The organism is Nocardiopsis sp. NPDC055824 (genome assembly GCF_053616335.1).
On the sequence record NZ_JBSHDN010000043.1, the window covers coordinates 1 to 20,082 of the forward strand.

Annotated in this window: 26 protein-coding genes and 2 tRNA genes; 9 read left to right on the top strand and 19 right to left on the bottom strand. The window is 68.1% G+C overall.

Annotated features, from left to right (window positions below; translation table 11 throughout):
• Positions 1-59: 59 nt before the first annotated feature.
• On the bottom strand, positions 60-557 hold the full coding sequence (locus ACWGL3_RS11835; RefSeq protein WP_267946738.1) for a YajQ family cyclic di-GMP-binding protein: 498 nt from the start codon (positions 555-557) through the stop codon (positions 60-62).
• Between the two features lie 238 nt (positions 558-795).
• Here ACWGL3_RS11835 and ACWGL3_RS11840 point away from each other — a divergent pair.
• Positions 796-877: transfer RNA gene (locus tag ACWGL3_RS11840), tRNA-Tyr, on the top strand.
• A gap of 112 nt (positions 878-989) precedes the next feature.
• Here the strand turns inward: ACWGL3_RS11840 and ACWGL3_RS11845 are convergent.
• From ACWGL3_RS11845 to ACWGL3_RS11920, 16 genes are all read right to left on the bottom strand, one after another.
• On the bottom strand, positions 990-2,399 hold the full coding sequence (locus ACWGL3_RS11845; protein WP_452461252.1) for a tyrosine-type recombinase/integrase: 1,410 nt from the start codon (positions 2,397-2,399) through the stop codon (positions 990-992).
• On the bottom strand, positions 2,399-2,614 hold the full coding sequence (locus tag ACWGL3_RS11850; protein WP_452461253.1) for a helix-turn-helix transcriptional regulator: 216 nt from the start codon (positions 2,612-2,614) through the stop codon (positions 2,399-2,401). Before ACWGL3_RS11850 ends, ACWGL3_RS11845 begins: the two co-directional genes overlap by 1 nt.
• Before the next feature lie 48 nt (positions 2,615-2,662).
• Positions 2,663-4,168, bottom strand: a complete 1,506-nt coding sequence (locus ACWGL3_RS11855; RefSeq protein ID WP_452461254.1) for a YfjI family protein — start codon at positions 4,166-4,168, stop codon at positions 2,663-2,665.
• Positions 4,165-5,076: a bifunctional DNA primase/polymerase gene (locus ACWGL3_RS11860; protein WP_267946734.1), complete on the bottom strand. Its 912-nt coding sequence runs from the start codon at positions 5,074-5,076 to the stop codon at positions 4,165-4,167. The genes ACWGL3_RS11855 and ACWGL3_RS11860 overlap by 4 nt, the downstream gene beginning before the upstream one ends.
• Positions 5,073-5,480 carry an RRQRL motif-containing zinc-binding protein gene (locus tag ACWGL3_RS11865; protein WP_267946733.1) on the bottom strand — a complete coding sequence of 136 codons (408 nt, stop codon included), beginning with the start codon at positions 5,478-5,480 and terminating at the stop codon, positions 5,073-5,075. Before ACWGL3_RS11865 ends, ACWGL3_RS11860 begins: the two co-directional genes overlap by 4 nt.
• Positions 5,481-5,735: 255 nt before the next feature.
• Positions 5,736-7,961, bottom strand: a complete 2,226-nt coding sequence (locus tag ACWGL3_RS11870) for a cell division protein FtsK (RefSeq protein WP_267946732.1) — start codon at positions 7,959-7,961, stop codon at positions 5,736-5,738.
• A gap of 82 nt (positions 7,962-8,043) precedes the next feature.
• Positions 8,044-8,232 carry a hypothetical protein gene (locus ACWGL3_RS11875; protein WP_267946731.1) on the bottom strand — a complete coding sequence of 63 codons (189 nt, stop codon included), beginning with the start codon at positions 8,230-8,232 and terminating at the stop codon, positions 8,044-8,046.
• Entirely contained in the window at positions 8,232-8,522 is a 291-nt protein-coding gene (locus tag ACWGL3_RS11880; protein ID WP_267946730.1) for a hypothetical protein, read from the bottom strand. Before ACWGL3_RS11880 ends, ACWGL3_RS11875 begins: the two co-directional genes overlap by 1 nt.
• Positions 8,519-9,820, bottom strand: a complete 1,302-nt coding sequence (locus ACWGL3_RS11885; protein WP_267946729.1) for a hypothetical protein — start codon at positions 9,818-9,820, stop codon at positions 8,519-8,521. The genes ACWGL3_RS11880 and ACWGL3_RS11885 overlap by 4 nt, the downstream gene beginning before the upstream one ends.
• Positions 9,817-10,023 carry a hypothetical protein gene (locus ACWGL3_RS11890; RefSeq protein WP_267946728.1) on the bottom strand — a complete coding sequence of 69 codons (207 nt, stop codon included), beginning with the start codon at positions 10,021-10,023 and terminating at the stop codon, positions 9,817-9,819. The genes ACWGL3_RS11885 and ACWGL3_RS11890 overlap by 4 nt, the downstream gene beginning before the upstream one ends.
• A gap of 3 nt (positions 10,024-10,026) precedes the next feature.
• A complete protein-coding gene (locus tag ACWGL3_RS11895) occupies positions 10,027-10,449 on the bottom strand; it encodes a hypothetical protein (RefSeq protein WP_267946727.1) in 423 nt (140 codons plus the stop codon).
• A complete protein-coding gene (locus ACWGL3_RS11900) occupies positions 10,446-10,643 on the bottom strand; it encodes a hypothetical protein (RefSeq protein ID WP_267946726.1) in 198 nt (65 codons plus the stop codon). The genes ACWGL3_RS11895 and ACWGL3_RS11900 overlap by 4 nt, the downstream gene beginning before the upstream one ends.
• Positions 10,643-11,107, bottom strand: a complete 465-nt coding sequence (locus tag ACWGL3_RS11905; protein WP_267946725.1) for a DUF3307 domain-containing protein — start codon at positions 11,105-11,107, stop codon at positions 10,643-10,645. Before ACWGL3_RS11905 ends, ACWGL3_RS11900 begins: the two co-directional genes overlap by 1 nt.
• A gap of 124 nt (positions 11,108-11,231) precedes the next feature.
• Positions 11,232-11,381 (bottom strand): hypothetical protein, encoded by a 150-nt coding sequence (locus ACWGL3_RS11910; protein ID WP_267946724.1) that lies wholly within the window; start codon positions 11,379-11,381, stop codon positions 11,232-11,234.
• A gap of 38 nt (positions 11,382-11,419) precedes the next feature.
• Positions 11,420-12,166, bottom strand: coding sequence for a DUF4097 family beta strand repeat-containing protein (locus ACWGL3_RS11915; protein ID WP_267946723.1), 747 nt, complete (start codon positions 12,164-12,166; stop codon positions 11,420-11,422).
• A 2-nt stretch (positions 12,167-12,168) separates the two neighbouring features.
• Positions 12,169-12,456 (bottom strand): WhiB family transcriptional regulator, encoded by a 288-nt coding sequence (locus ACWGL3_RS11920; RefSeq protein ID WP_267946722.1) that lies wholly within the window; start codon positions 12,454-12,456, stop codon positions 12,169-12,171.
• Positions 12,457-12,637: 181 nt separating this feature from the next.
• On the opposite strand from ACWGL3_RS11920, the gene ACWGL3_RS11925 reads away from it, so the two are divergent.
• Positions 12,638-13,480 (top strand): GntR family transcriptional regulator, encoded by an 843-nt coding sequence (locus tag ACWGL3_RS11925; protein ID WP_267946721.1) that lies wholly within the window; start codon positions 12,638-12,640, stop codon positions 13,478-13,480.
• Entirely contained in the window at positions 13,477-14,172 is a 696-nt protein-coding gene (locus ACWGL3_RS11930; protein ID WP_267946720.1) for an HAD family hydrolase, read from the top strand. The genes ACWGL3_RS11925 and ACWGL3_RS11930 overlap by 4 nt, the downstream gene beginning before the upstream one ends.
• A gap of 54 nt (positions 14,173-14,226) precedes the next feature.
• On the opposite strand, the gene ACWGL3_RS11935 is transcribed toward ACWGL3_RS11930, so the two are convergent.
• Entirely contained in the window at positions 14,227-15,564 is a 1,338-nt protein-coding gene (locus tag ACWGL3_RS11935) for a pentapeptide repeat-containing protein (protein ID WP_267946719.1), read from the bottom strand.
• 576 nt (positions 15,565-16,140) lie between these two features.
• Positions 16,141-17,256: an MrcB family domain-containing protein gene (locus ACWGL3_RS11940; RefSeq protein WP_267946718.1), complete on the bottom strand. Its 1,116-nt coding sequence runs from the start codon at positions 17,254-17,256 to the stop codon at positions 16,141-16,143.
• Positions 17,257-17,517: 261 nt separating this feature from the next.
• On the opposite strand from ACWGL3_RS11940, the gene ACWGL3_RS11945 reads away from it, so the two are divergent.
• The 6 genes from ACWGL3_RS11945 (at position 17,518) to ACWGL3_RS11970 (ending at position 20,032) form a co-directional block, all read left to right on the top strand.
• A tRNA-OTHER gene (locus tag ACWGL3_RS11945) sits at positions 17,518-17,602 on the top strand.
• A gap of 581 nt (positions 17,603-18,183) precedes the next feature.
• A complete protein-coding gene (locus ACWGL3_RS11950; protein WP_267946717.1) occupies positions 18,184-18,429 on the top strand; it encodes a hypothetical protein in 246 nt (81 codons plus the stop codon).
• A 56-nt stretch (positions 18,430-18,485) separates the two neighbouring features.
• On the top strand, positions 18,486-18,737 hold the full coding sequence (locus ACWGL3_RS11955; RefSeq protein WP_267946716.1) for a hypothetical protein: 252 nt from the start codon (positions 18,486-18,488) through the stop codon (positions 18,735-18,737).
• A gap of 15 nt (positions 18,738-18,752) precedes the next feature.
• Positions 18,753-19,007: a hypothetical protein gene (locus tag ACWGL3_RS11960; RefSeq protein ID WP_267946715.1), complete on the top strand. Its 255-nt coding sequence runs from the start codon at positions 18,753-18,755 to the stop codon at positions 19,005-19,007.
• Positions 19,008-19,019: 12 nt separating this feature from the next.
• Positions 19,020-19,304, top strand: coding sequence for a hypothetical protein (locus tag ACWGL3_RS11965; RefSeq protein WP_344180402.1), 285 nt, complete (start codon positions 19,020-19,022; stop codon positions 19,302-19,304).
• A 176-nt stretch (positions 19,305-19,480) separates the two neighbouring features.
• Positions 19,481-20,032: a hypothetical protein gene (locus ACWGL3_RS11970; protein WP_267946713.1), complete on the top strand. Its 552-nt coding sequence runs from the start codon at positions 19,481-19,483 to the stop codon at positions 20,030-20,032.
• Positions 20,033-20,082 lie beyond the last annotated feature (50 nt).

Here is a 20,082-nt window from a genome sequence, read left to right on the forward strand (position 1 = left end):
CTCCTCCCCCTTCGCGAGGGGAGAGCGGCCGTCGCCGTGCCGGTGCCGCGGACCGCCGGCTAGCGGTAGTTCACGAACTGGAGGGCCAGGTCGAAGTCCTTCTCCTTGATCAGGTTCTGGGCGGCCTGGAGGTCGTCCTTCTTCTTCGAGCTGACGCGCAGCTCGTCGCCCTGGATCTGGGCCTTGACCCCCTTGGGGCCCTCGTCCCGGATCAGCTTGGAGATCTTCTTGGCGTCCTCGGAGGTGATGCCCTCCTTGAGGCCGACGGGAAGCCGGTACTCCTTGCCGGAGATCTTGGGCTCCTCGGCCGGGTCGAGGATCTTCAGGGAGAGCTTGCGCTTGACCAGCTTCTCCTTGAACACCTCCAGGGCGGCGTTCGCCCGCTCCTCCGACGTGCTCCTGATCTCGATCCCGTCCTCGCCCTGCCAGGCGATGGTGGTTCCGGTGCCCTTGAAGTCGAACCGCTGGGACAGCTCCTTGCCCGTCTGGTTCAGGGCGTTGTCGACCTCCTGACGGTCGAGTTTGGACACGACGTCGAAACTGGATTCGGCGGCCACGTTCGCTCACATCCCGCTTGGTCTCATGGATCGCGGGCGCCTGTGGGGACGCCCGCGTGGGTACACGTCCGCCCGTGCCGGATCCCCGGCCCGGGCAGGCTTCAGAGCTTAGCCGTGACCTGCTCAGGGTGCCCGAAGGCCCTGCTCGGGACGCGCTCCGGGTATTCGATTACAGGTTCGGGCGGATCATCCGCTATTCTCGTTCATGCGTCGCGACGAACACCGTCGCCGCAGCCCAGGCAGGTTGCCCGAGCGGCCAATGGGAGCGGACTGTAAATCCGTCGGCTTAGCCTTCGAAGGTTCGAATCCTTCACCTGCCACCCTGGGAAAAGACCCCGGTGACCAGCTACAACGCTGCTCACCGGGGTCTTTCGCGTTCCCGGTCGTTCACGGCCGTTCACGAGTGTCCCCGGGACAGTGGCGGGACACTTCTCAGGCCGCTTCTCCCGGCGTGTCATCCTCCGATTCGGGCTCCGGGTCCGTCCCCTCGAAGGCGGCCTCCAGACGCTTGTTCCAGAGCTGATCCCGCCCTTCGAGGCATCCGGCGTAGACGTTCATCAGGACGGCCGGACTGTGCCCCGCGCGCTCCGCGAGGACGGGCACCGGCACCCCTGCGTTGAGGCCCAGCGAGATGCCCGCGCCACGGAGGTCGTAGACCCTGCCGGCAAGCTCCGTCCTGAGCTGCTTCGCGGTGAGCGTCTTCCGACGAACGTGCTGCCAGACACGGCCGTAGGTGCTCTCACTCAGCGGCCCTCCCCGCTTACCGCGGAACAGGTGGTCCTCCCCAGGGTCGACGAACTGGTCGAGGTGGCGCCGGAGAAGGCGCACCAGACGGGGCGGGATCGGGACGTGCCGTGTCTCCTTCTCCGCTCGGTGCTTGAGCTGGCGGTCGTCGTGCGTGGTCCCCGAGTCGGTCCATCCGCTGCCCGACCTCGGGGAGGAGTCCTCGAAGGACAGGCTGCCCCAGCCGGTCGAGGGCAGGGACGTGCACGCCTCGCGGTCGAGGGCCACGATCTCCCCGGGACGCATCATGGCGTAGTAGGCGCAGGCGTAGAACGCCACCAGGTCCGGTCGCTCCTCCTCCACGACGGACAGCAGACGATCCACCAGTTCGGGGCTGGGGAGCCGCCGGCGGTCCACCTGGTTTGTGGCCTTCGGCCGTTCCCACGACACCTTGCCCAACGGACTGGCCGGGAAGATGTCCTTCTCCACCGCGTAGTTCAGCAGGCCGGAGAGCGCAGCCCGCTTGCGGGCGACGGTCTTGGCCGCGGCGGGCTTGCCGTCCATCCGGAGCGCCAGCGCGTCCAGAGCCTTCCTGATCAGCTCCGAGCGGCGCCCGGGAGCGTCCAGCTCGGTGACCTTCAGGGAGGCGCCCCGGATCCACGCGATGGCCTTCTCGTACTCCCTGGGGGGCGGCCCCGCCTTGCGGCGCTCGGTGTGGAACGCCCACTGGTAGAGGGCGTCGCGCACCACCTGAGGATCGGGCATACCCCGAGTGGACTTGACCAGGACGGGAGCCAGGACGGCGAACGCCTCGGAGGTCCCCTGCCGGGTCTTGGCAGCGGCCTTCGCCCACTTCAGGTCGGTGAACTCGCACGCGAGGTCGTAGAAGCTGACGGCCTTCAGCTCCCGCGCGACCGATTCCGGCTGGCCGGTCTCCGTGCAGAAGGACTCGCCGTCCTTGGCGGCCTGCTTCAACTTCGTACGCTCGTTGTCGGCCAGCGCCTCGGTGGTGAACCACTTCGAGAACTCTCGACCGGCGACCACCCAGCGCACGCCGTGGCCGCGCCGGCGCTTCTTCCTGGCGAGTCGGTAGAAGTCGACGTCGTTGGAGTAGGACATCAGGCGACCTCATCCATGCGGTCCGCCAGCCAGCTGTCGAGGTCGCTCTGACGGATGCGCAGCTGCCCGTTGGGGAGCTTGCAGTGCCGGGGCGCGAGGCCCTTTTTGCGCCAGTCGTCGAAGGTCGAGCGGGGGACCTTCAGCTCCGCGAGGACTTCGGGGAGTGTGAGCAGGGGGTCGGGGGTACGGGGGCGCGGGATCGGGTTCTTCGCCATGGTGCTGTTCTCCTTCTGGGTGGTGCGGTCCCGGTGGTTGCTTGGCGGCTATGCGCCGGAGCCGCTGATCTGCGGGTGAACCTGGTAGGCGGGTGAGGGCGGTCGTCCTCCCTTCGGGTTGCGCGGGGGCGGGGGCTCCATCGCGATCCAGCCGTAGCCCTCCAGCAGTTCCAGGGACGGCAGGACGTCGGCCACCTTGGGGAAGGTGCCTCGCGGCAGGCCGGAGAACGCCTCGCGGACGGTGAACCGGGCAGGCTTCTTCCGCGTGATCCAGTCCAGGACCTGGCGGGCGCGCTCCACCTCCGGGTCGGCGCCCATGTGGTCGAAGGCGGCTTCGGCGTGGGCGGTGAAGTACTCCCCGATCCGGATCGCGGCCGTCATGGTGTCGGCGCTGACCGGGAGCCGGTAGCCGTCGACGGGGTTGTCGGCCAGGTGGAGCAGGGCGGCGATCCGGATGATCGCGCCCACGGACTTGCCCGCCCAGTCGGACATGTGGCCCAAGTCCCCGAGTCGAGGGTGCAGGCGTGGTTCCAGCGCTCGCGCGTAGTCGAGGCGGAGTTCGTCGGCCTCGGGCGAGAGCTGGAGTACCTGAGGGTCTGTCCAGTCGAACAGGTGCGTGACCATGCGCATCAGCCGCTCCTCATAGGCGGCGGCCACCTCTGCCGGCACCGGGTCGGGGTCGACGTTGCGGGTGCCGATGTTGGACTGGGGCAGGGCGTACAGGAAACGCCCCAAGAGGCCCTTGCCACGGAATCCGGGGCCGGTCGCGATCTCGCGGATCACGTCCGGCTGCACGGCCAGACCCAGGGTGAGGATCGCGGATTCGACGTGCTCGGAGCGGCCCTTGCGGTCGACTCGCAGCATGTCCCCGGCGTGGCCTTTCAGGAACAGGTCGAAGTTCGGGGAGCCGCTGTAGCGGCCCGCGAGGATCTGGAAGATCCCGCCCTCGGCCGAGAGCACGGCCAGCCTGCCGCCCTGGTCGCACAGGATCGTCGCGGCGGTCTCCGGCGTGACGTCGTCGGCGACCAGCTGCGGAAGGGCGGGGATCTTGATGTCCTCGATCGCGGCCGCGGCGTCCGAGGCGTCCGCCAGGGCGTCCGGAGCGCCCTTGGTGGTGATGGCCTTGGACTTGGCCTTCTCCGCCACACCGGCGGCCACCGCCCGGGTCAACTCGGCTTCCACGATCTGCGGCTTGATCCGCTCCGCCAGCTCCGCCTCGACCTTGAGGATCGGGGAGGTGATGGCGCGGAACACCGCCGACTTGCGCGAGGCGGGCGGCAGAGCCACGACCGTGAACAGGTTCACCGGCTCGGTGTAGGTGCCGCGCACCTGCACGATGGCGCGTCCGCCGGCGGCGGTGGAGAGCGCGGCCAGAGCCACGCACCCGGCGGCGTCCACCGGGGTCTGGGTCTCCTCAGCCAACGCCAGGACGAACGTCGACATCCAGCCGGGCAGGCACTCGGCAGGGAAGCCGGGAAGGGCGTTGCGGGCACCGAGCGGGGTGGGGGAGTCCCACCCCTGCCCGGTGCCCTGGCGGCCGTCGTGGGCGCTCACGCGGCAGCTCCCCGGGGGCGGCGGATCCCGGCCTGGATGCCGCTGCGCACGGTGTCCTCGACCTCGGAGGACTCAAGCCCCACGTGGAGACCAGCTTGTTCCAAGGCGTCCTCTGCCAGGTGCTTGGGCAGCATCCCTGCACCCACCAGCGTGCCCACGGCGAAGGCGGCCGTGTTCAGGGTGTGGTTACGGCGGCCCTCCTTGGAGGCGAGCACCCGGTCGACCTCTCCACGCAGGGCCCGGGTGACGTAGGTGGCCATCCCGGGACTGCTCACGAGGGCCTGATGAACCTGTCCGGAGGTGACCGGCCGACGGCGGGCGGGCTCCATCAGGGTCGCCAGCCATCCGGGCAGCGGGGCAGTGGCGGTGGGATTGGTGACGGTATAGGGGCCGCGACCGTCGGCGTCGGCCACGTAGGAACCGGGACCGACGACGTAGCCGCCGGTGGCACGGGTGTCGATCAGCCAGCCCAACCGGCCCGACGTGTTGCGATAGGCCGCGCCCTCAGGTGCCGTGTAGTACAGGTGGGTGCCACCCCGGCGGGTGGTCACGGTGAACGTGTCCAGGAACGCCGTGTCACCGTCGGCGTGCTCCTCAGCGAGGGCCGCGAGGACGTCCGCTCCGGCGGCGATGCCGGGGCGCGCCCACTCCGGCGGCGGGGTCTCGCCGTCCTTGGGGGTGTCGAGGTCGACGACCACCAGGCCGGAGGGCCCGCACGCGACCGCGAGGTTGTGGGCGGGGTGGGCTCCCCAGTAGGCGGTGATGGCGCCTTCGTCGCAGGTGGCGTGCCGCTCCCAGTCGGTGAAGGTCCGGACCGGGCGCTTGGCGCGGGTTCGCAGCGGGAAGACGTGCCAGTCGCGGCGGGCGGCAGCCAGAGCGTAGGGCAGGACGTTCGTCGGAGCGCTCATGCTGCCGCCTCCAGTTCCCACGCTTCGGGGGTGCCGCCCTCGTGGCAGGCCGGGCACTCCCCGAGCGAGGTGGGGATGACGTAGACGAACACCTGGCGGCAGGTCGGGCAGGTGCGGCGTGCGCGCATCGCGGCGGCCAGTCCGCGGGCGCGGGCCGCGGTGAACTCGTCCTTGGGCTTGGCCTCGCTGATCCGGTAGAGGGCGGCGGTGCGGACCCCGTTCCTGGCACGGCGGGAGCGCCACATCAGCTGGGCGTCCGGGTGGGTGCTGCCGGGGCGCAGGCCCATGGCGGCCAGCTGCTTGCGGGTGGCCATGTCCTCAGCGGTGGTCCAAGCCATGCCCCATGGGTAGGTCGGCAGCCCGTACCGGGAGCCGTCGGGGTCGAGGAAGCGGAGGGTGGTCACGGGGTGACCTCCGACCGTGAGTGCTGCATCATGGGAGTGCTCCTCGCAGTGATGTTGGGAGTGCTCTTTCTGGGAGCGCGGTCCCGGTGGTTGCTTGGCGGCTATGCACCGGGGCCGCATTTTCTTTGGCTCCCGCCAGAAGGCGTCCGAGGCACGTTTCGGGGGTTCTGCCAGGGAGGGTCGATACGCGCTACATCCCTGGTCAGATGGGGTTTTGGTCGCTAGCAGGGGTGCTATATGTAGCACCCCTGGGTGCTACCGATTCGCCGCCTGCTCCACGGCTTCGCGGTCCACTCCGCGCTTGTTCGAGCCCTCCCGGTTGAGCTGCCGGGTGCCGACCTTGTGCGGCTTGAGCGCGTTGGTGAGCTGGGTGGCGCGGGCCTTCTCGTCCTCGATGTCGAGCCACGCCGCGTACAGGCCGGGGCGGTAGTCCGCCAGGGCGTCGATCAGGCGCACGGACCACACGGCGTCGACGTCGCCGGGCCACACCGCCAGGAGGTGGTCGAGGATGGTGGTGGTGTCCTCGGTGGCGATCTCCTCCCCTGCCGCGTGCCCGGTCAGGGTGCCGGCGGCGATGCGGGCCGCGCGGGCGCGCTCAGAGATCGTCTCCGCGGCGGGGCCGTCGATGTAGGCCGAACGGGCGATGACCGCGTCGTCCTCGACGCCCACGAGGTAGCCGATGCCCTTGTCCTTGGCGGTGAAGGTCGTGGCCCGGATGCCGTTCTTGTAGCTCGACGTCCCCAGGACCATGTCGTTCTCCAGCTGGCCCATGACCCGCAGGCAGAACCGGATGCCCACGTTCGCGGACACCCCGGTGGGCAGGGACTTGGAGTCGGGGCGCTGGGTGGCCAGCAGCAGGATGATGCCCATGGCGGGGCCGCGCTTGATGATGGCTTCCGCCAGCTTGGCGGCCTCCTGCTTGTACTCCTCGTTGGTGAACAGCTCCTGGCACTCGTCGACGGCCAGCACGATCGGGTGCAGTCCCAGGGAGCGGTCGGCGGACAGCTCGGGGGTGACCTTGTTCTCGGGGCAGCGCTTGGGGTCGGCCTTGGCGATGCGGGAGATGGTCTCGGCGCGCTTGACCAGCTCCTTGTTGGCGATGCGGCGCAGGGTGTTCATGCAGGTGGACATGGTGTCCTGGTCCGCGCCGGAGGCATAGACGTGGGAAACCTTCTCCACGGACTGGCAGTCGCCGGTGCCCTTGAGTTCGAAGACGTTCAGCTCCGCGTTGGGGTCGAGCGCGGCCGCCAGGAGCAGTACGCGCAGGGCGAAGGTCTTGCCCATGCGGGGCTTGGCGCCGATCAGGACGGACTCGAACATCAGCGTCATCGCGATGGCGCGTGCGCGCTGGTCGGAGCCGAAGGGCAGGGGCTTGAACAGGTCGGTGGTGCCCTTCTCCGTCAGCGGCCACGGGGTGGGGCGGGCCTGGTTCATGGCCTGGTCGCCGACCCAGAGCACGAGCTTGCCGGGGTGCTCCTCGTTGACGGGCTCGGGCCACACGCAGCCCAGCGGGCGGCGCAGGCCGGAGGCGAGCTTGTCGCGCTTGTCGATGACGTCGGTGACCACGACGCCGCGGGGGAGGTTGACTTCGGCGCGCCAGCCGGGGCCGTCGCGGGTGATGGGGGCGGTGAACCCGATCTCCTCGTCGCCCTTGGCGGCCAGGGCGCGGGTGATCTCGCTGATCCCCAGAGCACTGAGGGCCTTGAGGACCGCGTCGGAGGTGAGCTTCTCGACCTTGGTGGGCAGGACCGCGCGGTCGATGAGGGGCTGGTCGGGGCGGCGGCCCAGGAGCCCGAGCATGGACAGCCCGGCCCAGACCGCGCTCCACAGCGCCCAGGCCGGGGCGGCGGGGGAGACGACGGCGACGGTGATCAGGGTCGCGGTGGCCAGCACCAGGGAGCTGGTGACGCGGACCTTGACGCGGGAGCTGTGCTGGCGGGAGAGCATCATGTATTCGCCCGTGCGGTTGCCGCCGGCGGCGGCGCGGCGGAGCGCGGTGGTCTCGGTGTCGAACGCCCACCGACCCCAGGTCCCCAGGATCCGGGCGGCACCGCGGGGGGAGCGGCCCATGAGGCGGAGCATGTAGAGCGGGGTGCGGGTGGCCTGGTAGGCGGCCACGTGCGCGTAGTAGGAGGTCACCCACCGCAGCACCTGCTCTGCCTCGGTGCGGTCGCGCAGCCACAGCGGCACGATGGGCTGGGTGGTGCGGGAGCCTTCGGCGACGCGGGCCAGCCACTGGGACTGGTCGGCCCACTGCTCGACCTGGGTGTCCACGCGCCGGGCCGGGCCGGTGTCGGTGTCTTCGTCCAGGACCTCGACGTCGGTGGGCTCGACGTACTCGACCTCGACCTCGGTCGGGGCCGGCGCGGGGTCCTCGGTGCGGGGTCGGGGGGCGGCGGTGCCGATGACGGTCGGGAAGTTGAGGACCTGCCCGGTCTCCTCAGCCGTGCGGTCGTCCTGGTGCGGCGTGGGGTACGACATCCTGGTATCTCCTGGTCGAAGTGGTCCGGGATGGGGCGGCGGCCGGTTCTTGGCGGAGTGGGCCGCCGCCCCGAAGCGGTGGCTACGGGCGGCCGGTGTCGGCGTGGTCCTGACGCAGGTCACGAACGAACTGGAGTTCCTCGACGAACACGTCGCTGAACCAGCCGCAGCTGCATCGGGCCTGGTAGGCGTGGGTTCCGTCCGCGAGGGCGTAGGCCGTGACCCACGCGGAGTCGGTGTCGGCCTTGTGGGTCTTGCCGAAGAGCCCCATCAGGTGGCCGTTCCGAACTCGTCGCCCTGGTCGTCGTCAATCTCCTGCTCGCACATCAGCGCGGCGGTGTACAGCTCCAGCGCGATGACGGCGGCGGTGCCCGCGGTGAGCAGGGTCCCGACCAGGGAGCCGAACAGGTCGGGGCCGGTGGAGACCCGGACGGTCGTGGCGGTGAAGACCGCCAGGACGGCGGCTCGGAGAACCAGGTGACTGGCGGGCATGTGCTTGATGCCGTGGATGACGCGGGCGACCAGGGCGGTCAGTTCCAAGGGGTTCTCGTTCGGGCTCATGCGGCGTTCTCCTTCTCCTCAGCGGGGGTGTGGACGGCAGTCAGGCGGGTCGGTTCGGTGACGGTCTCGGTGCTCTCCTCGCGCATCGACAGCACCCGCTTGGCGCGCTCGAAGCCGCATCCAAGAGCGGTCTGCACGCGGCGCACAGACGCGCCCTCGGGCAGCTCTCCGGCGGTGATCATCGCGGCGAGTCGGTCGAGCAGGTCGGCGTCCGAGAGCGCCCGGACGGGCTGCTCAGCGGCGGACGGAGTCGCGGCCCTGGGGAGCTTGCGGCCCTTGTCGGAGCGGGTCTTGGCGGGTGCTTCTGAAACCCGCTGTTTGCCCTGTTCAGGCACCGAACGGCGGCCGCTCTCAGCGGGGCGCTCGGGAGCGGCCTCGATCGCGGCGGGTGCCTTCTTCCCAGGGGAGGGGGAGGAACACCGCACCACGGGCAGCTGAACCGCTCCGGCGGGTACTTCGAGAGCGCGCTCGGGAAGCCGGGAGCGGCCCATCTCCGGCACCGCCGGGGTGCTCTCTACCGTCGTCTGCGGGGTGTCTTCGGCAGCGCCCTTCTCACCCTCGGAAGGGTGCTCCCCGGCAATGTCGAGGTCGTCCAGGAGCGGAGCGCCCTCGGTGGGCTTGGCCTTGGTGACGGCGGTCTCGATCAACCCGATCAGGTGGGCGGTGGTGGCGGCGCCGATCGGCCCCAGGGAGTGGGCGACCAACCCGCCCACTCCCTGCCAGGACAGGGCGTCCGGCCAGTGCCCGATCGCGTTGAGCACGATCGACACGCCCAGCGCTCCGGCCATGATCTTGTCGGCCTGCTCACCGAGAGCGCCGCCGGAGGTGGACAGCCAGCTACGGCACAGGATGATCCACCCCACTGCGGTGATCAGCGCGGGTTCCAACAGCCACAGCGCCCACCACATCGGGGTGTTCTCGGGGGTGCCGGTCATGGCGGTGACCCCGGCGTGGACGCCGGCGGTCGACCAGATCCCGAACGCCGCCAACACGGGGAGCAGTACGAGCAGCGACAGAGCTCGGGTGCGGGAGACCCGCAGGGCGCGGGACTCGGCGGTGCCGCGCACGTCTGCGGCAGCTTTGGCCTTGCGCAGCCGGTCAGCGGCCTTCTCCCGGAGCGCTCCCTGGCGTATGCGGCGTTCCTTGCGGATCGCGTCCTGGCGTGAGCGGAGCCGGGCCAGACGGTCGGCGGTACGGGCCTCCGCGGTGGCGCGCTCATCGGCCAGCTCGCGGCGGATTGTCTCGGTGTCGGTGGTGTCCTGCCTGGGGTTGGACTTGGTGTCCTGCTGGGAAGTCACCGGGAACCTCCGTCCTGGTGGTGACCGCGAACGGGCATGGGAGGCAGCGGTCGGGCCATGAAGGCGGCGGTGTGGTCCAGGGCCAGGGCCGCTCCGGCCAGCGGCAGGGCCGCCAGCCGGAGCACGACCACGACCAGGGCCAGCAGCAGCACCACGAGCAGCGCGAGAACGCCTACGGCCTGGATCATGTGGGCGGTGGTCACCGGTCAGCCCTCCCGGAGCCAGCTCGGGAGCTGGCGGGCAGCGAGTGTGACCGTGACCCGGTCTGCCTGAGCCGCGGTGACCACGGCGGTGGCGACGGCTGCGGTGTTGGTAGCGTCCAAGCCGGTCAGGGCGTCTCCGAGGTCGACCGGTTCTCCGACCGCCAGGGACAGCGCGATGCGCAGCACCGACAGGGCGGAGGAGGATGCGGGCAGGTCGCCTGCGTTCACGGCGGTGCTGACCCTTCCCCAGTCGATGATGGTGATCGGCGTCCCGTTGACGTTGAACGTGGGTTCCATGAGGCGGTGGAAGTCGGCCCGGTGGAGCCATGCCTCGTGGGTGATGAGGAGGTCGACGGCGGCCTGGTCGGCGCAGTACCCGGACGCCCAGGTGCGCAGGGCCTCGATCAGGGCGGGCTGGAGGCTCATCGGCGGTTCCCCTTCCGGGCGGTCTTGCGGCGGGTGCGGGCGACGGTCTGCGGTCCCAGAGCGATGCGCATCCGGCGGGCCGCCTTGCGGCGGCGGGAGCGCAGGGCCTTGCGGGCCTTGGCCAGCTGGGTGACGGCGCCGGAGACGGCCAGCAGAACCAGGACGGTCAGCGCGAGGGCAGCGAGAGCGGTCATCAGGAGGCCCCTCCGATCGCGGTGATCAGGGCGCCCACGAACAGGAAGGCGATGTGCCAGGACTGGTCGAGGGCGTAGGCGCCGGTACCGAGGGTCGGGTTGTCGTCGTGTCCGGGGCGGGGGCTGCCCAGTCGGTAGAAGCCGCCCAGCCCGAGCCGGTCGGCCAGCCGCGCCAGCGTGGTGCGGCGGTCGGCCCAGTAGTGGGAGAGGGCGATGACGGCCAGGCCGGCGGTGGCGGTCAGCGGGTGCACGCTCAGCCCGAGCAGCAGCACCACGGGGGCGGCGAACACCAGCTTGGTGATGATGAGCGAGGCCACGTGACGGAAGCACGCACCTCGTGCGGCCCATCCGGCGCCGCCCTTGGCGGCGGCCTGGCAGGAGGTCTGCATCCAGTGGTCGCCCACCTGGTGGGCGGCGAAGAACGCCGCGAACACTGCGGCGAACACGGTCGGATCTGCGATCATTGTTCTGCTCCTTTGCTGGAGTGGCGGCCCCGGCGGGTGCTTGGCGGTACATGCCGGGGCCGCGTCATGCGGCGTGGTGTGGTCCCTGGTGGCGGCTACGAAGCAGGGACCACGAGAGGGCGGGCTAGCCGAAGCTGATGCCGCCGGTGACGTTGCCGAGCTGGAGGTCGACCGGGCCGGTGATCTCCTCGACCGTGCCGTCCTCGTGGGTGATGACGGTGACGCCATCGCGCATCTCGACCGACTTGACGTCCTTCTTCTCCTGCTTGGCCATGACGGCTCCTTCTTGTGTGGGTGTGGCGAACTGCGTGGTCAGGCGTAGACGCGGTCTCGACCGTTGGTGGTGCTCGTGGTCGCATCGACCCGGTAACCGGACTTGTGGATCGCGACGTCGCCGTTGGTGGTGCGGGCGCTGATGCGGCCGGGGCACCCGGCGTGGACCAGGACGTTGCCGTTGGTGGAGCGGACCTTGGTGAGCGGTCCGGCCTGTCCGACGGTCACGGTGCCGTTGGTGGTGTGCACGTCGATCTCGCCGTGAGCGCGGCCTATGGAGACCGATCCGTTGGTGCCGTCGGAGACCAGGTCGCCGACCACGGCCACGGACAGGCTGGAGTTGCGGCCGTGGTGGTGGACCCCGGCGAGTGCGCCGCGGGTGTCCACGGAGCCGTTGTCGATGCGGGTTCCGAGCAGGGACTCCACGGGAACCCGCAGCAGGCCGGTGACCGGTTCCGTTGCGCCGGTGACGGTGCCGTTGTTGAAGGTCACGCCGTTGATGACGGTCTGGCCGCCGCTCATGAAGACGCTGCCGACGACGTTTCCGCTGATGCGGGTGACTCCGCCTGCGCTGATCACGGTCGGAGCCGGGGCGGGGACGGTGATGACCCACGCGGTCTCGATGCGGGTGGCGGTGGCCTGCTGGATGGTCTCGGCCGGGCCGCTCAGGTGCAGGGTGGCCTCGGTGATGCCCGCGACGGCCTCCACGGTGAGCTGGATACCGGGGGCGGTCAGGGCGACGGCGACAGGTCCTGTGACGGGGGTGCGAAGCGTCAGGTTGGTCATGGTCAGGCGGCCTCTCGCAGGTAGTCGGTGATCTCGTCGGAGGAGAACCCGGCCCAGATGCCGGCGGCGGGCTTCTCGCGCAGGGCCAGTTCCAGGCACAGGTCCCGGGCGGGGCAGGAGAGGCACAGGGTGCGGGCGGAGCGCTCGCGCATCTCCTTGGCGGCGGGCTTCTCGCCGAACCGGTCGCTGGTGTCGGGCTCGAAGAACAACTCCGGCTGATCGGCGCACGGGAGCTGGTGGTCGGCCAGACCGGCGCGGAGAAGCGCCGTGCTCTGGTGTTTCGGGTCCATCAGGAACCTCCTCGACTCGATGAGATGGCCCCTGGCTTTGGCTTCCTGCTGGCGGCTATGAAGCAGAAGAACTTGGCCAGGTTGGCTATGCACCTAGCTTGGCTAGCCAAGCTAGGTCAGTCAAGAGGGTTGGCGAAATTTCTTTCTAGGTTGCCTAGGCAAGGTCCCGTAAGCTTGCAGAATGAGCATCGATCCGGAAGACCCTCGCCCCCCGTTCCAGCAGGTAGCAGCCACCCTCCGGGCCGCGATCCTCACCCGGAAGCTGGAACCGGGTGATCAGCTGCCCTCCGGGGCGGAACTCGCCAAGACGTACGGCGTCGCACGGATGACCGTGCAGCAGGCCATCCGTCTCCTACGTGATGAGGGCCTGGTGGTCTCCCAGCAGGGCCGCGGCGTCTTCGTGCGTGAACGGACCTCTCGGCCGGTGGGGCTGCGGCCCCACATCGAGCGGGCATTCGCCAGTAAGGCCGTGACCATCGACTTCGCCGGGTTCGGCGGGGAGACGCTCAACGGAGCGCTTCAGGAGCCGTTGGACAAGATTCGTGAGGGGCGGCTGTCTCCGGAGACCATCCGGGTTCGGCTCCTGGTGCCGGATCTCTCCGAGCCCTTGGGGCTTCCCGTGCGGGCGGACACGCTGTCCGACGACCCGGAGGTGCGCAAGCGGATGCACCGGATCATGCTCCGGCACACCCAGGGCATCGAGGACGCGGTGCACGAACTGGAGAACCTCGGCCTCGTCCAGAGCGCTGTCGTGCGAACCCGGGTGTACTCGGTCGCTCCGATGTTCAAGCTCTACCTGATCAACGGCCAGGAGGCGTTCTTCGGCTACTACCCGGTCAAGGAGAACACCGTCTCGATCTCGAAGGAGAAGGTGGAGATCTTCGACCTCATGGGCAGGGACGCGACACTGTTCCACCACGCCGCGGACGAAGACCCCGAGTCGACCGGTTCGCAGTACGTCGCCCAGTCCCAGGTGTGGTTCGACAGCATCTGGGAGAACGTCTCCAGGGAGCGTGGGGAATGACCCCGGAGGAACAGAACGTCGTACGCGGCTGCCGTGCGGTCCTGCTCGACTTCGACGGTCCCGTGTGCAGTGCCTTCGCTGGCTACCCAGCTCCCCAGGTAGCCAAGGACATGATGGCTCGTTCTGCGGAAGCCGGAGTCCCGATCTCCGTGGAGGCCGGCGCGGAGACGGATCCGATGAAGGTGCTCCGTTACCTCTTCGAGGTCGCCCCGGAGCGACAAGCCGAATCCGAACGGATGCTCCGCGACGCGGAAGTCCTCTCGGTGGCAGAGGCGTCTCCGACCCCTGGTGCGGTCGAGTTCATGAAGGCATGCAAGGAGACCGGGCGCCCTCTGGCGGTGGTCAGCAACAACTCACCGGAGGCCGTGACGGCCTTCCTGGAAGAACACGGCCTCACCAAGCTGGTCGACGGTGTCTTTGGCCGCAGTCGGGTGTCGCCGGAGCTGATGAAGCCCCATCCCCATCTGCTCGAATTGGGGATCAAGGAGTTGTCTGTAAGGCCAGCGGCGTGCCTCATGGTGGGCGACTCGGAGACCGACATCGAGGTGGCGAAGGCCGTGGGCATACCGGTGGTTGGCTACGCCAACAGGCCGGGCAAGGCGGAGTGTTTCCAGCGCTTGGGGAGCGACGTCGTCACCGACGACATGGCGGAGCTCGCTTCAGCGATGCACGGAACGGTGTCACTGTCTTAGGAAGCACTGTTATAACGCCGTAGAACTCCCTCGATTACAGGGGGAGTTCTATCTTTATGAACTTAAGGTTTCCTGAGACCATCTTTTTGGTAGAAGCAATAGGGGGCCTGAATTTCGACTGGCATCCAGAAGGCCTGCGGGTCGAGCTCCAACGGCAAATAGAAAATTAATCATTCCGTCGGAGATTTCGATTTTGTCGAAGTCAACTAAGCCGCCAGAGAAGACTGATTGATAGAATCCCATCTGGCTGCCGGTGAATATGGAATTGGTGAATTTCACTTCGCTGCCAGTGAACCTGCTGTCGGTGAAGGTGATATGTCCGCCTATGAATTTGACGCCTATGAGTAGGACCTTTCCTCCGGTGAATTCAGCCCTGGCGAAGCTTACGGAACTGTCGGAGAATTCAGCTCCGCCAAATCTTACTGAGCTTCCAGAAAATTTGGCGCCGTAGAAATCAACAAGTCCTCCGGAGAACTTGACGCCAGAAAAGTTCACCTCTCCTTCGACGAACTCTGCGCCAGCAAAGCTGGTGATGCCATCGGGGAAGGCGGCTCCAGATAGGTCTCCTCCGTCAAATACAGCGCCGGTGAAGTCGAAATTCTTTCCGCGCCAACGAGTGGGCTCGCGTAGGTGGTTGCCAATGATTCGAATGATGGTGTGGCGTACTTCTCGGTAGGAGGTGAACTCCAGTTCGCGCCTGTGGTGCTCCTCCCGCTTAACGCGTGAAGCGTTCTTTGGAAGTGGTTCTGGTTTGGGGGTGTAGGGCATGCGCAGGTAGGCGCACAGCACATCGATGACCATCTGCACTTCCTCTTCGGAGGGGGCGTCATCAGCTAGGTGGGCCAAGGCGTGTACAGCCCCCAGACGCACGGCCGCATGCTCGCTGCCCAGTTCGGTGTAGGCGGCAGTGAATCGCTCGTTGAACAGTTTGGTGACCTCGCGCTGTTCTCCGGCCTCGGTTGTGCGTTGGCGCCGGTAGGCGATCACTAGTAGTGCCACACCACCTAGACCCGCGACCATTGCGAAGGCTCGGGTAGTGATTGCCTCCAAATGGCGGGCGGTTAGATCTTCAGGAGGCTTCCATGCGGGGCCGTCTAACAGCAGCCAGGCCAGCCCAGTCAGCGCTGCGATCGCGACCGCAGCCATCAGCCAGGCGGCCAGAATCAGCCAGATGAGGCGGATTGGCGATGTGCGTTTCCAGTTCGTGCCCACGACGCCAGCGGCCAGCGCCACGGCACCTACGCTGAAGAGCACCAAGCGCCAGGTCTGCCAGTCGGCGAGGCCCAAGACGTTCCAGGCCGTTGTGACCAGTGGCCATGCCGCGACCGCGGCGCAGAGTCCGCCGGCAATGATCCCGACCCAGCCAAGAGCGTGGCTGTGGCCATCGATCAACGAGGCGATCCGGGTTCTGCGTGCCTGAAATCTTTCCCGCCACGGGAGGCGAACAGGCGGGGGAGTAGATGTCATGAGAAGACCGTAGCGAGGACAGCTCATGGTGAGGAATCACGGTCTTATCCAGTTGCGGGGAACCTCGCCGTCACACGCTGTGAGTGTGGTTCGTTGAGTGGTGTAGCTGACCGCAATTTGCTGGTCTCAGCCCGCCGCAGAACCTACACAACCTACAGAACCCCCTGTTTTCCCTGTTCAGAGGGTCATGGGGTTAGAACCGCAGAACCTCGAAGAACCTACACAGAACCGCAGTACCCCCTTGGTGAGAGGAGCTTCTGCGGTTCTGCGGGAGTATTGCGGAGTTCTGCGGTTCAATGATCCAACAGCTTGACGTGCGCAAACGTTGGTTCTGTGAGTTCTGTAGGTTCTGCGGCGGGGGCCGGTGCCTCCCCGAGGGCGGACATCGCTGCGGCTCACCCAGGTCTTGGTCTCAGGGCGATAGCGTCTCGCACCACCACCACTACGGCCGGGGCCGGCACCCCAGGCGGTGGCGAACTGCGGACGAGCGAGGAGACTGCGTCAGGGGACCTGAGGAACGCCTGAACGGTAGACGTACGAGACGACCGTCAGGTCCTCCTCCTCGATCTTCCAGGGGGAAGTGCAGTGCAGGACGCCCCCGCTCGCAGTTGGCGGTGACACGCTCCGATCCAGGTGGATCGAGTGGACGACCACGAGTGCGTTCGCTGGGGCGAGTTCGCGCTGCTTCTCGACCTCGGCGCGCGTGAGGATCACCTGGGTGCCTTCCGAGGTGGTTCCCTTCACCTCCACGTGCAGGCGTTCGTCCCCTCGCGTCAGCAGCAGGTCGTAGGACTCCTTGGCCCCGACGTCCTTGACCGTCCAACCGCTGGTTTCGAAGTAGGCGGTGGCCATGCCGACGCTGTGCAACTCCAGCGCTCGTCGATCATGAGCGCTCAGTCGGAACCCTTGGCCCTTGGCGGCCTTCGTCCGACGACCGGCGGTCTTGGCAGCCGCGTCGGTGGCGTCCAACACCTCGGGGGGAGCGTCCCCCGGGACGTGAGAGGCCGTGTCCTCACCGTGGTGGATCGCGCGGAGCAGGCGGGCCATGTACAGCAGGTCTTCGACCAGAGTGGCCTCAGCCGGCATGTCGGACCAGTCGTACTCGATCGCGATCACGCTGCCCGCCGCGTATCGAGGGGCCACCTTCGAATTCTCCGATTGGAGGTCGATGGCTTCAACGAGGTCGTCGCGTTCGGTGAGCAGCTCCTTCAGGAGTGGGCGGGCCCATGCCACGCGCTTCACGAGTTCCTTGGGACTGCGTGCCTCGAAGTGCGCACCTGTCCAGCGACTGGTGCCCTGGATCAGGGAGAGGTAGACCCGGTCCCCCTTGGCACCGAAGAGGTAGACCAGGTACCAACCCTCCGTCGCGTGGGGAGAACGTTCTGGGAGGTAGACCCGAGTCCAAGGGACCTCCGTCTTCAGCCCTGTTCCGTCACGCCCCTCCACATCCACCTCGGGCTCAGGCACACCCAGTGCGGTCGCCAAGGCCGGGATGTGCTGACGGAGCTGATGCGCGAATGTCTTGCGCACCAGAACCCCGCGGCTCTTCATCGCCTCGGTGTTCTTGGCGCTCCACTGCTTCTGAAGGTCAAGGATCTCGATCATGGTCTCGTCCACGAGATCGAGCCTAGGGAAGCGCACCGACAACAGGAGGGTCGGGTGTCGGCCCGTTCCGTCGGCGGGAGTCGACAGAGAAGGAGTCAGTGGCGTAGATCACAAAACGTCTCTCTGAGATGGCTTCTGGTGGGCGAACCGAGTCGCTCCAGGGTGATCCATCGTGCTCCCGATCGTCGTGCCGAGAGGTCGCCTGAGGGCCTGTTTCGGGACCCTGGCGGGACGGCTGTCACGGGACACGCCCTGAAGCGGACGTATGTCCAGGTCAGGTTGCCTAAGGGGCTCGAAGTGGGAGACCTCTGTAAATCCGTCGGCTTAGCCTTCGAAGGTTCGAATCCTTCACCTGCCACCCTGGGATCGGGGCCCCGGCACCATCAGGTGCCGGGGCCCGTCGTGTGTCCGGGACCCGTCGGCCCGGCGCCCTCCTCGCCCCGGCCCACCCCGATCCGGCCCGGCTCCCGCCGTCGCGGATCCGCCGCCTCCCGGGATTCGGCTGATCGCGAATGTGTCGCGTTCAGGACACGGCGGAGTAACGGCGAGCCCTGCTTCCGGTCCGACCGGAGCCGCTCCCCGACCACGCGGCCGACCCTGCCCTGAGCTGCGGTTTCTCCGTCTCCACGGGCGGTTCCGCGCACGGGGCGAAGGTGCTCCTGTGGCGTTAGCGGTGGATGTGCCCGGTTCGCCGGTACGGCCACCCCTCGACCGAGTACCGGGCCTTTGTGCGTGTCGCGCGAAAAGAAGGGCAATCAATCCATTTGTGCATGACGCAAAAAGAACCCTGACGGCAATATGGACAAAGCGATTCCGGGGTTTCGGCGTTGACAAAAAACGGGGGCCGGATGATGATTGCACCAGTCCACCGCGACACAGGTGCAGCAAGCGCCTGAGTCTTTTTCTGTCAATGCCTCGTAATGATTTCCCGGGGGAAACATGATCAAGAAGATGGCCGTTGCCGGCCTGGTCGCCGGTGCCGCGATGGGCGCTCTCCTCATGGGGGCTCCCGCTCACGCCTCGCACGGCGGCGACCAGCAGTTCAACCAGAACCTCCAGCTGGTCCCGATCCAGTCCTGCAACCTGACCGGCAGCGTCGGTCTGGTCGCCGTGACCGTGCCGATCCTGTCGCCGCAGACCACCGGCGACTGCGTGAACGGCCCCATCGGCACCAACATCAGCTAATTCCGGCAATTCGTTCGACCGTGACGATGTCTCACACTTTCTCGAAGGGCAATTCAATGCTGCGTAAGCTCGGCGTTGCCGGTCTCGTCGCTGGCGCCGCTCTCGGCGTCGTTCTCACCGGGTCCCCGGCCCTCGCCTCCGGCTCCCACGGTGGCGACCAGCAGTACAACCAGAACCTGCAGGCCATTCCGGTCCAGCTCTGCAACACCAGCGCCGCCATCGGCCTGGTCGCCGTGAACATCCCGGTCCTGTCGCCGCAGACCACCGGCGACTGCGTCAACGGCCCGATCAGCACCAACATCGACTAGCAGGGGATTCCAGACATGCTGCGCAAGATCACGACTGCCACCGCCATCGCCGGAATCGCCCTGGGCGCCATGCTCGCGGCCTCCCCGGCCTCCGCCTCCGGCTCGCACGGCGGCGACCAGCAGTACAACCAGAACCTGCAGCTGGTTCCCGTCCAGCTCTGCAACACCGAGCTGGCCGTCGGCCTCCTGGCGGGCGTCAACGTGCCGATCCTGTCGCCGCAGACCACGGGCGACTGCGTCAACGGCCCGATCAGCACCAACATCGACTAGCGGGGGGTCAGCATGCTGCGCAAGTTCGCGGCTGCCACCGCCATCGCCGGTGCAGCGCTGGGAGCGATGCTCCTCGCCTCGCCCGCGTCCGCCTCGCACGGCGGTGACCAGCAGTTCAACCAGAACCTGCAACTGGTCCCCGTTCAGCTCTGCAACATGGAGCTGGCTGTGGGCCTGGCCGGTGTCAACGTGCCGATCCTGTCGCCGCAGACCACGGGCGACTGCGTCAACGGTCCGTCGACCACCAACATCAGCCAGGACCGCGCCGAGCACGACGGCGGTCACGGGTACCACTAGGTCCCGGCGTCACGGGGCTCCGGCCCCACAGTGACGGAACAGAGCAGTAGGTCGAGGCCCCCCGGCAGCCGCCGGGGGGCCTCGACGCAACCCATCGGTTCGGCGGTCCCGGGCGCGTCCCCGCGCGGGCCGGCCGGGGGCCGTCCCGGGCCCCGACGGAGGAGGCGAGAGGCGAGATGAAGCGCATGATCCTGACGGGGGCCGCCCTGCTGCTGGCGGCCACCGCCTGCGGACAGCAGGAGACCACCCCGAGGCTGCCCGAGGGCACCGGCGCCCCGCAGGCCACGGAGAGCCCCGAGGACCGGGCGAGCCCCGACCCCGGGGAGGGCGACGGCTCCGAGGAGGGCGGCGGCTCCGGCCAGGGGGACCGGGGCGACGGCGCCCACGTCCTGAACATGTACGGCGACGAGAACGGGTTCGACGACCAGCGCCCCGTCGAGTACGTCGCCACCGAGTTCACGTCCTTCTCCGGCCTGGAGTGGCCCGAGTGGACGGACGAGACCGCGTCGGGCACGGGCGACCTGTACGGGACCTGGTGCATGGACCGGGGCTGCCAGGACGAGCCCTACGAGGTCGAGGTCGAACTCGGCGACCCGGTCGACGTGAACGGCACACCGTACTTCTCGACCTACACGATCACCGGGTACGACGAGGACATGACGCCGGAGGTGCGCCAGGCGCTGGAGGACGCGGACGGCGGGCGCCTCTCCGTGCCGACCCCGGAGTGAGGCGGGCGGTCCGGCGCGGCCGGGTGGGGTTCGCCTCTCCCACGGCCCCC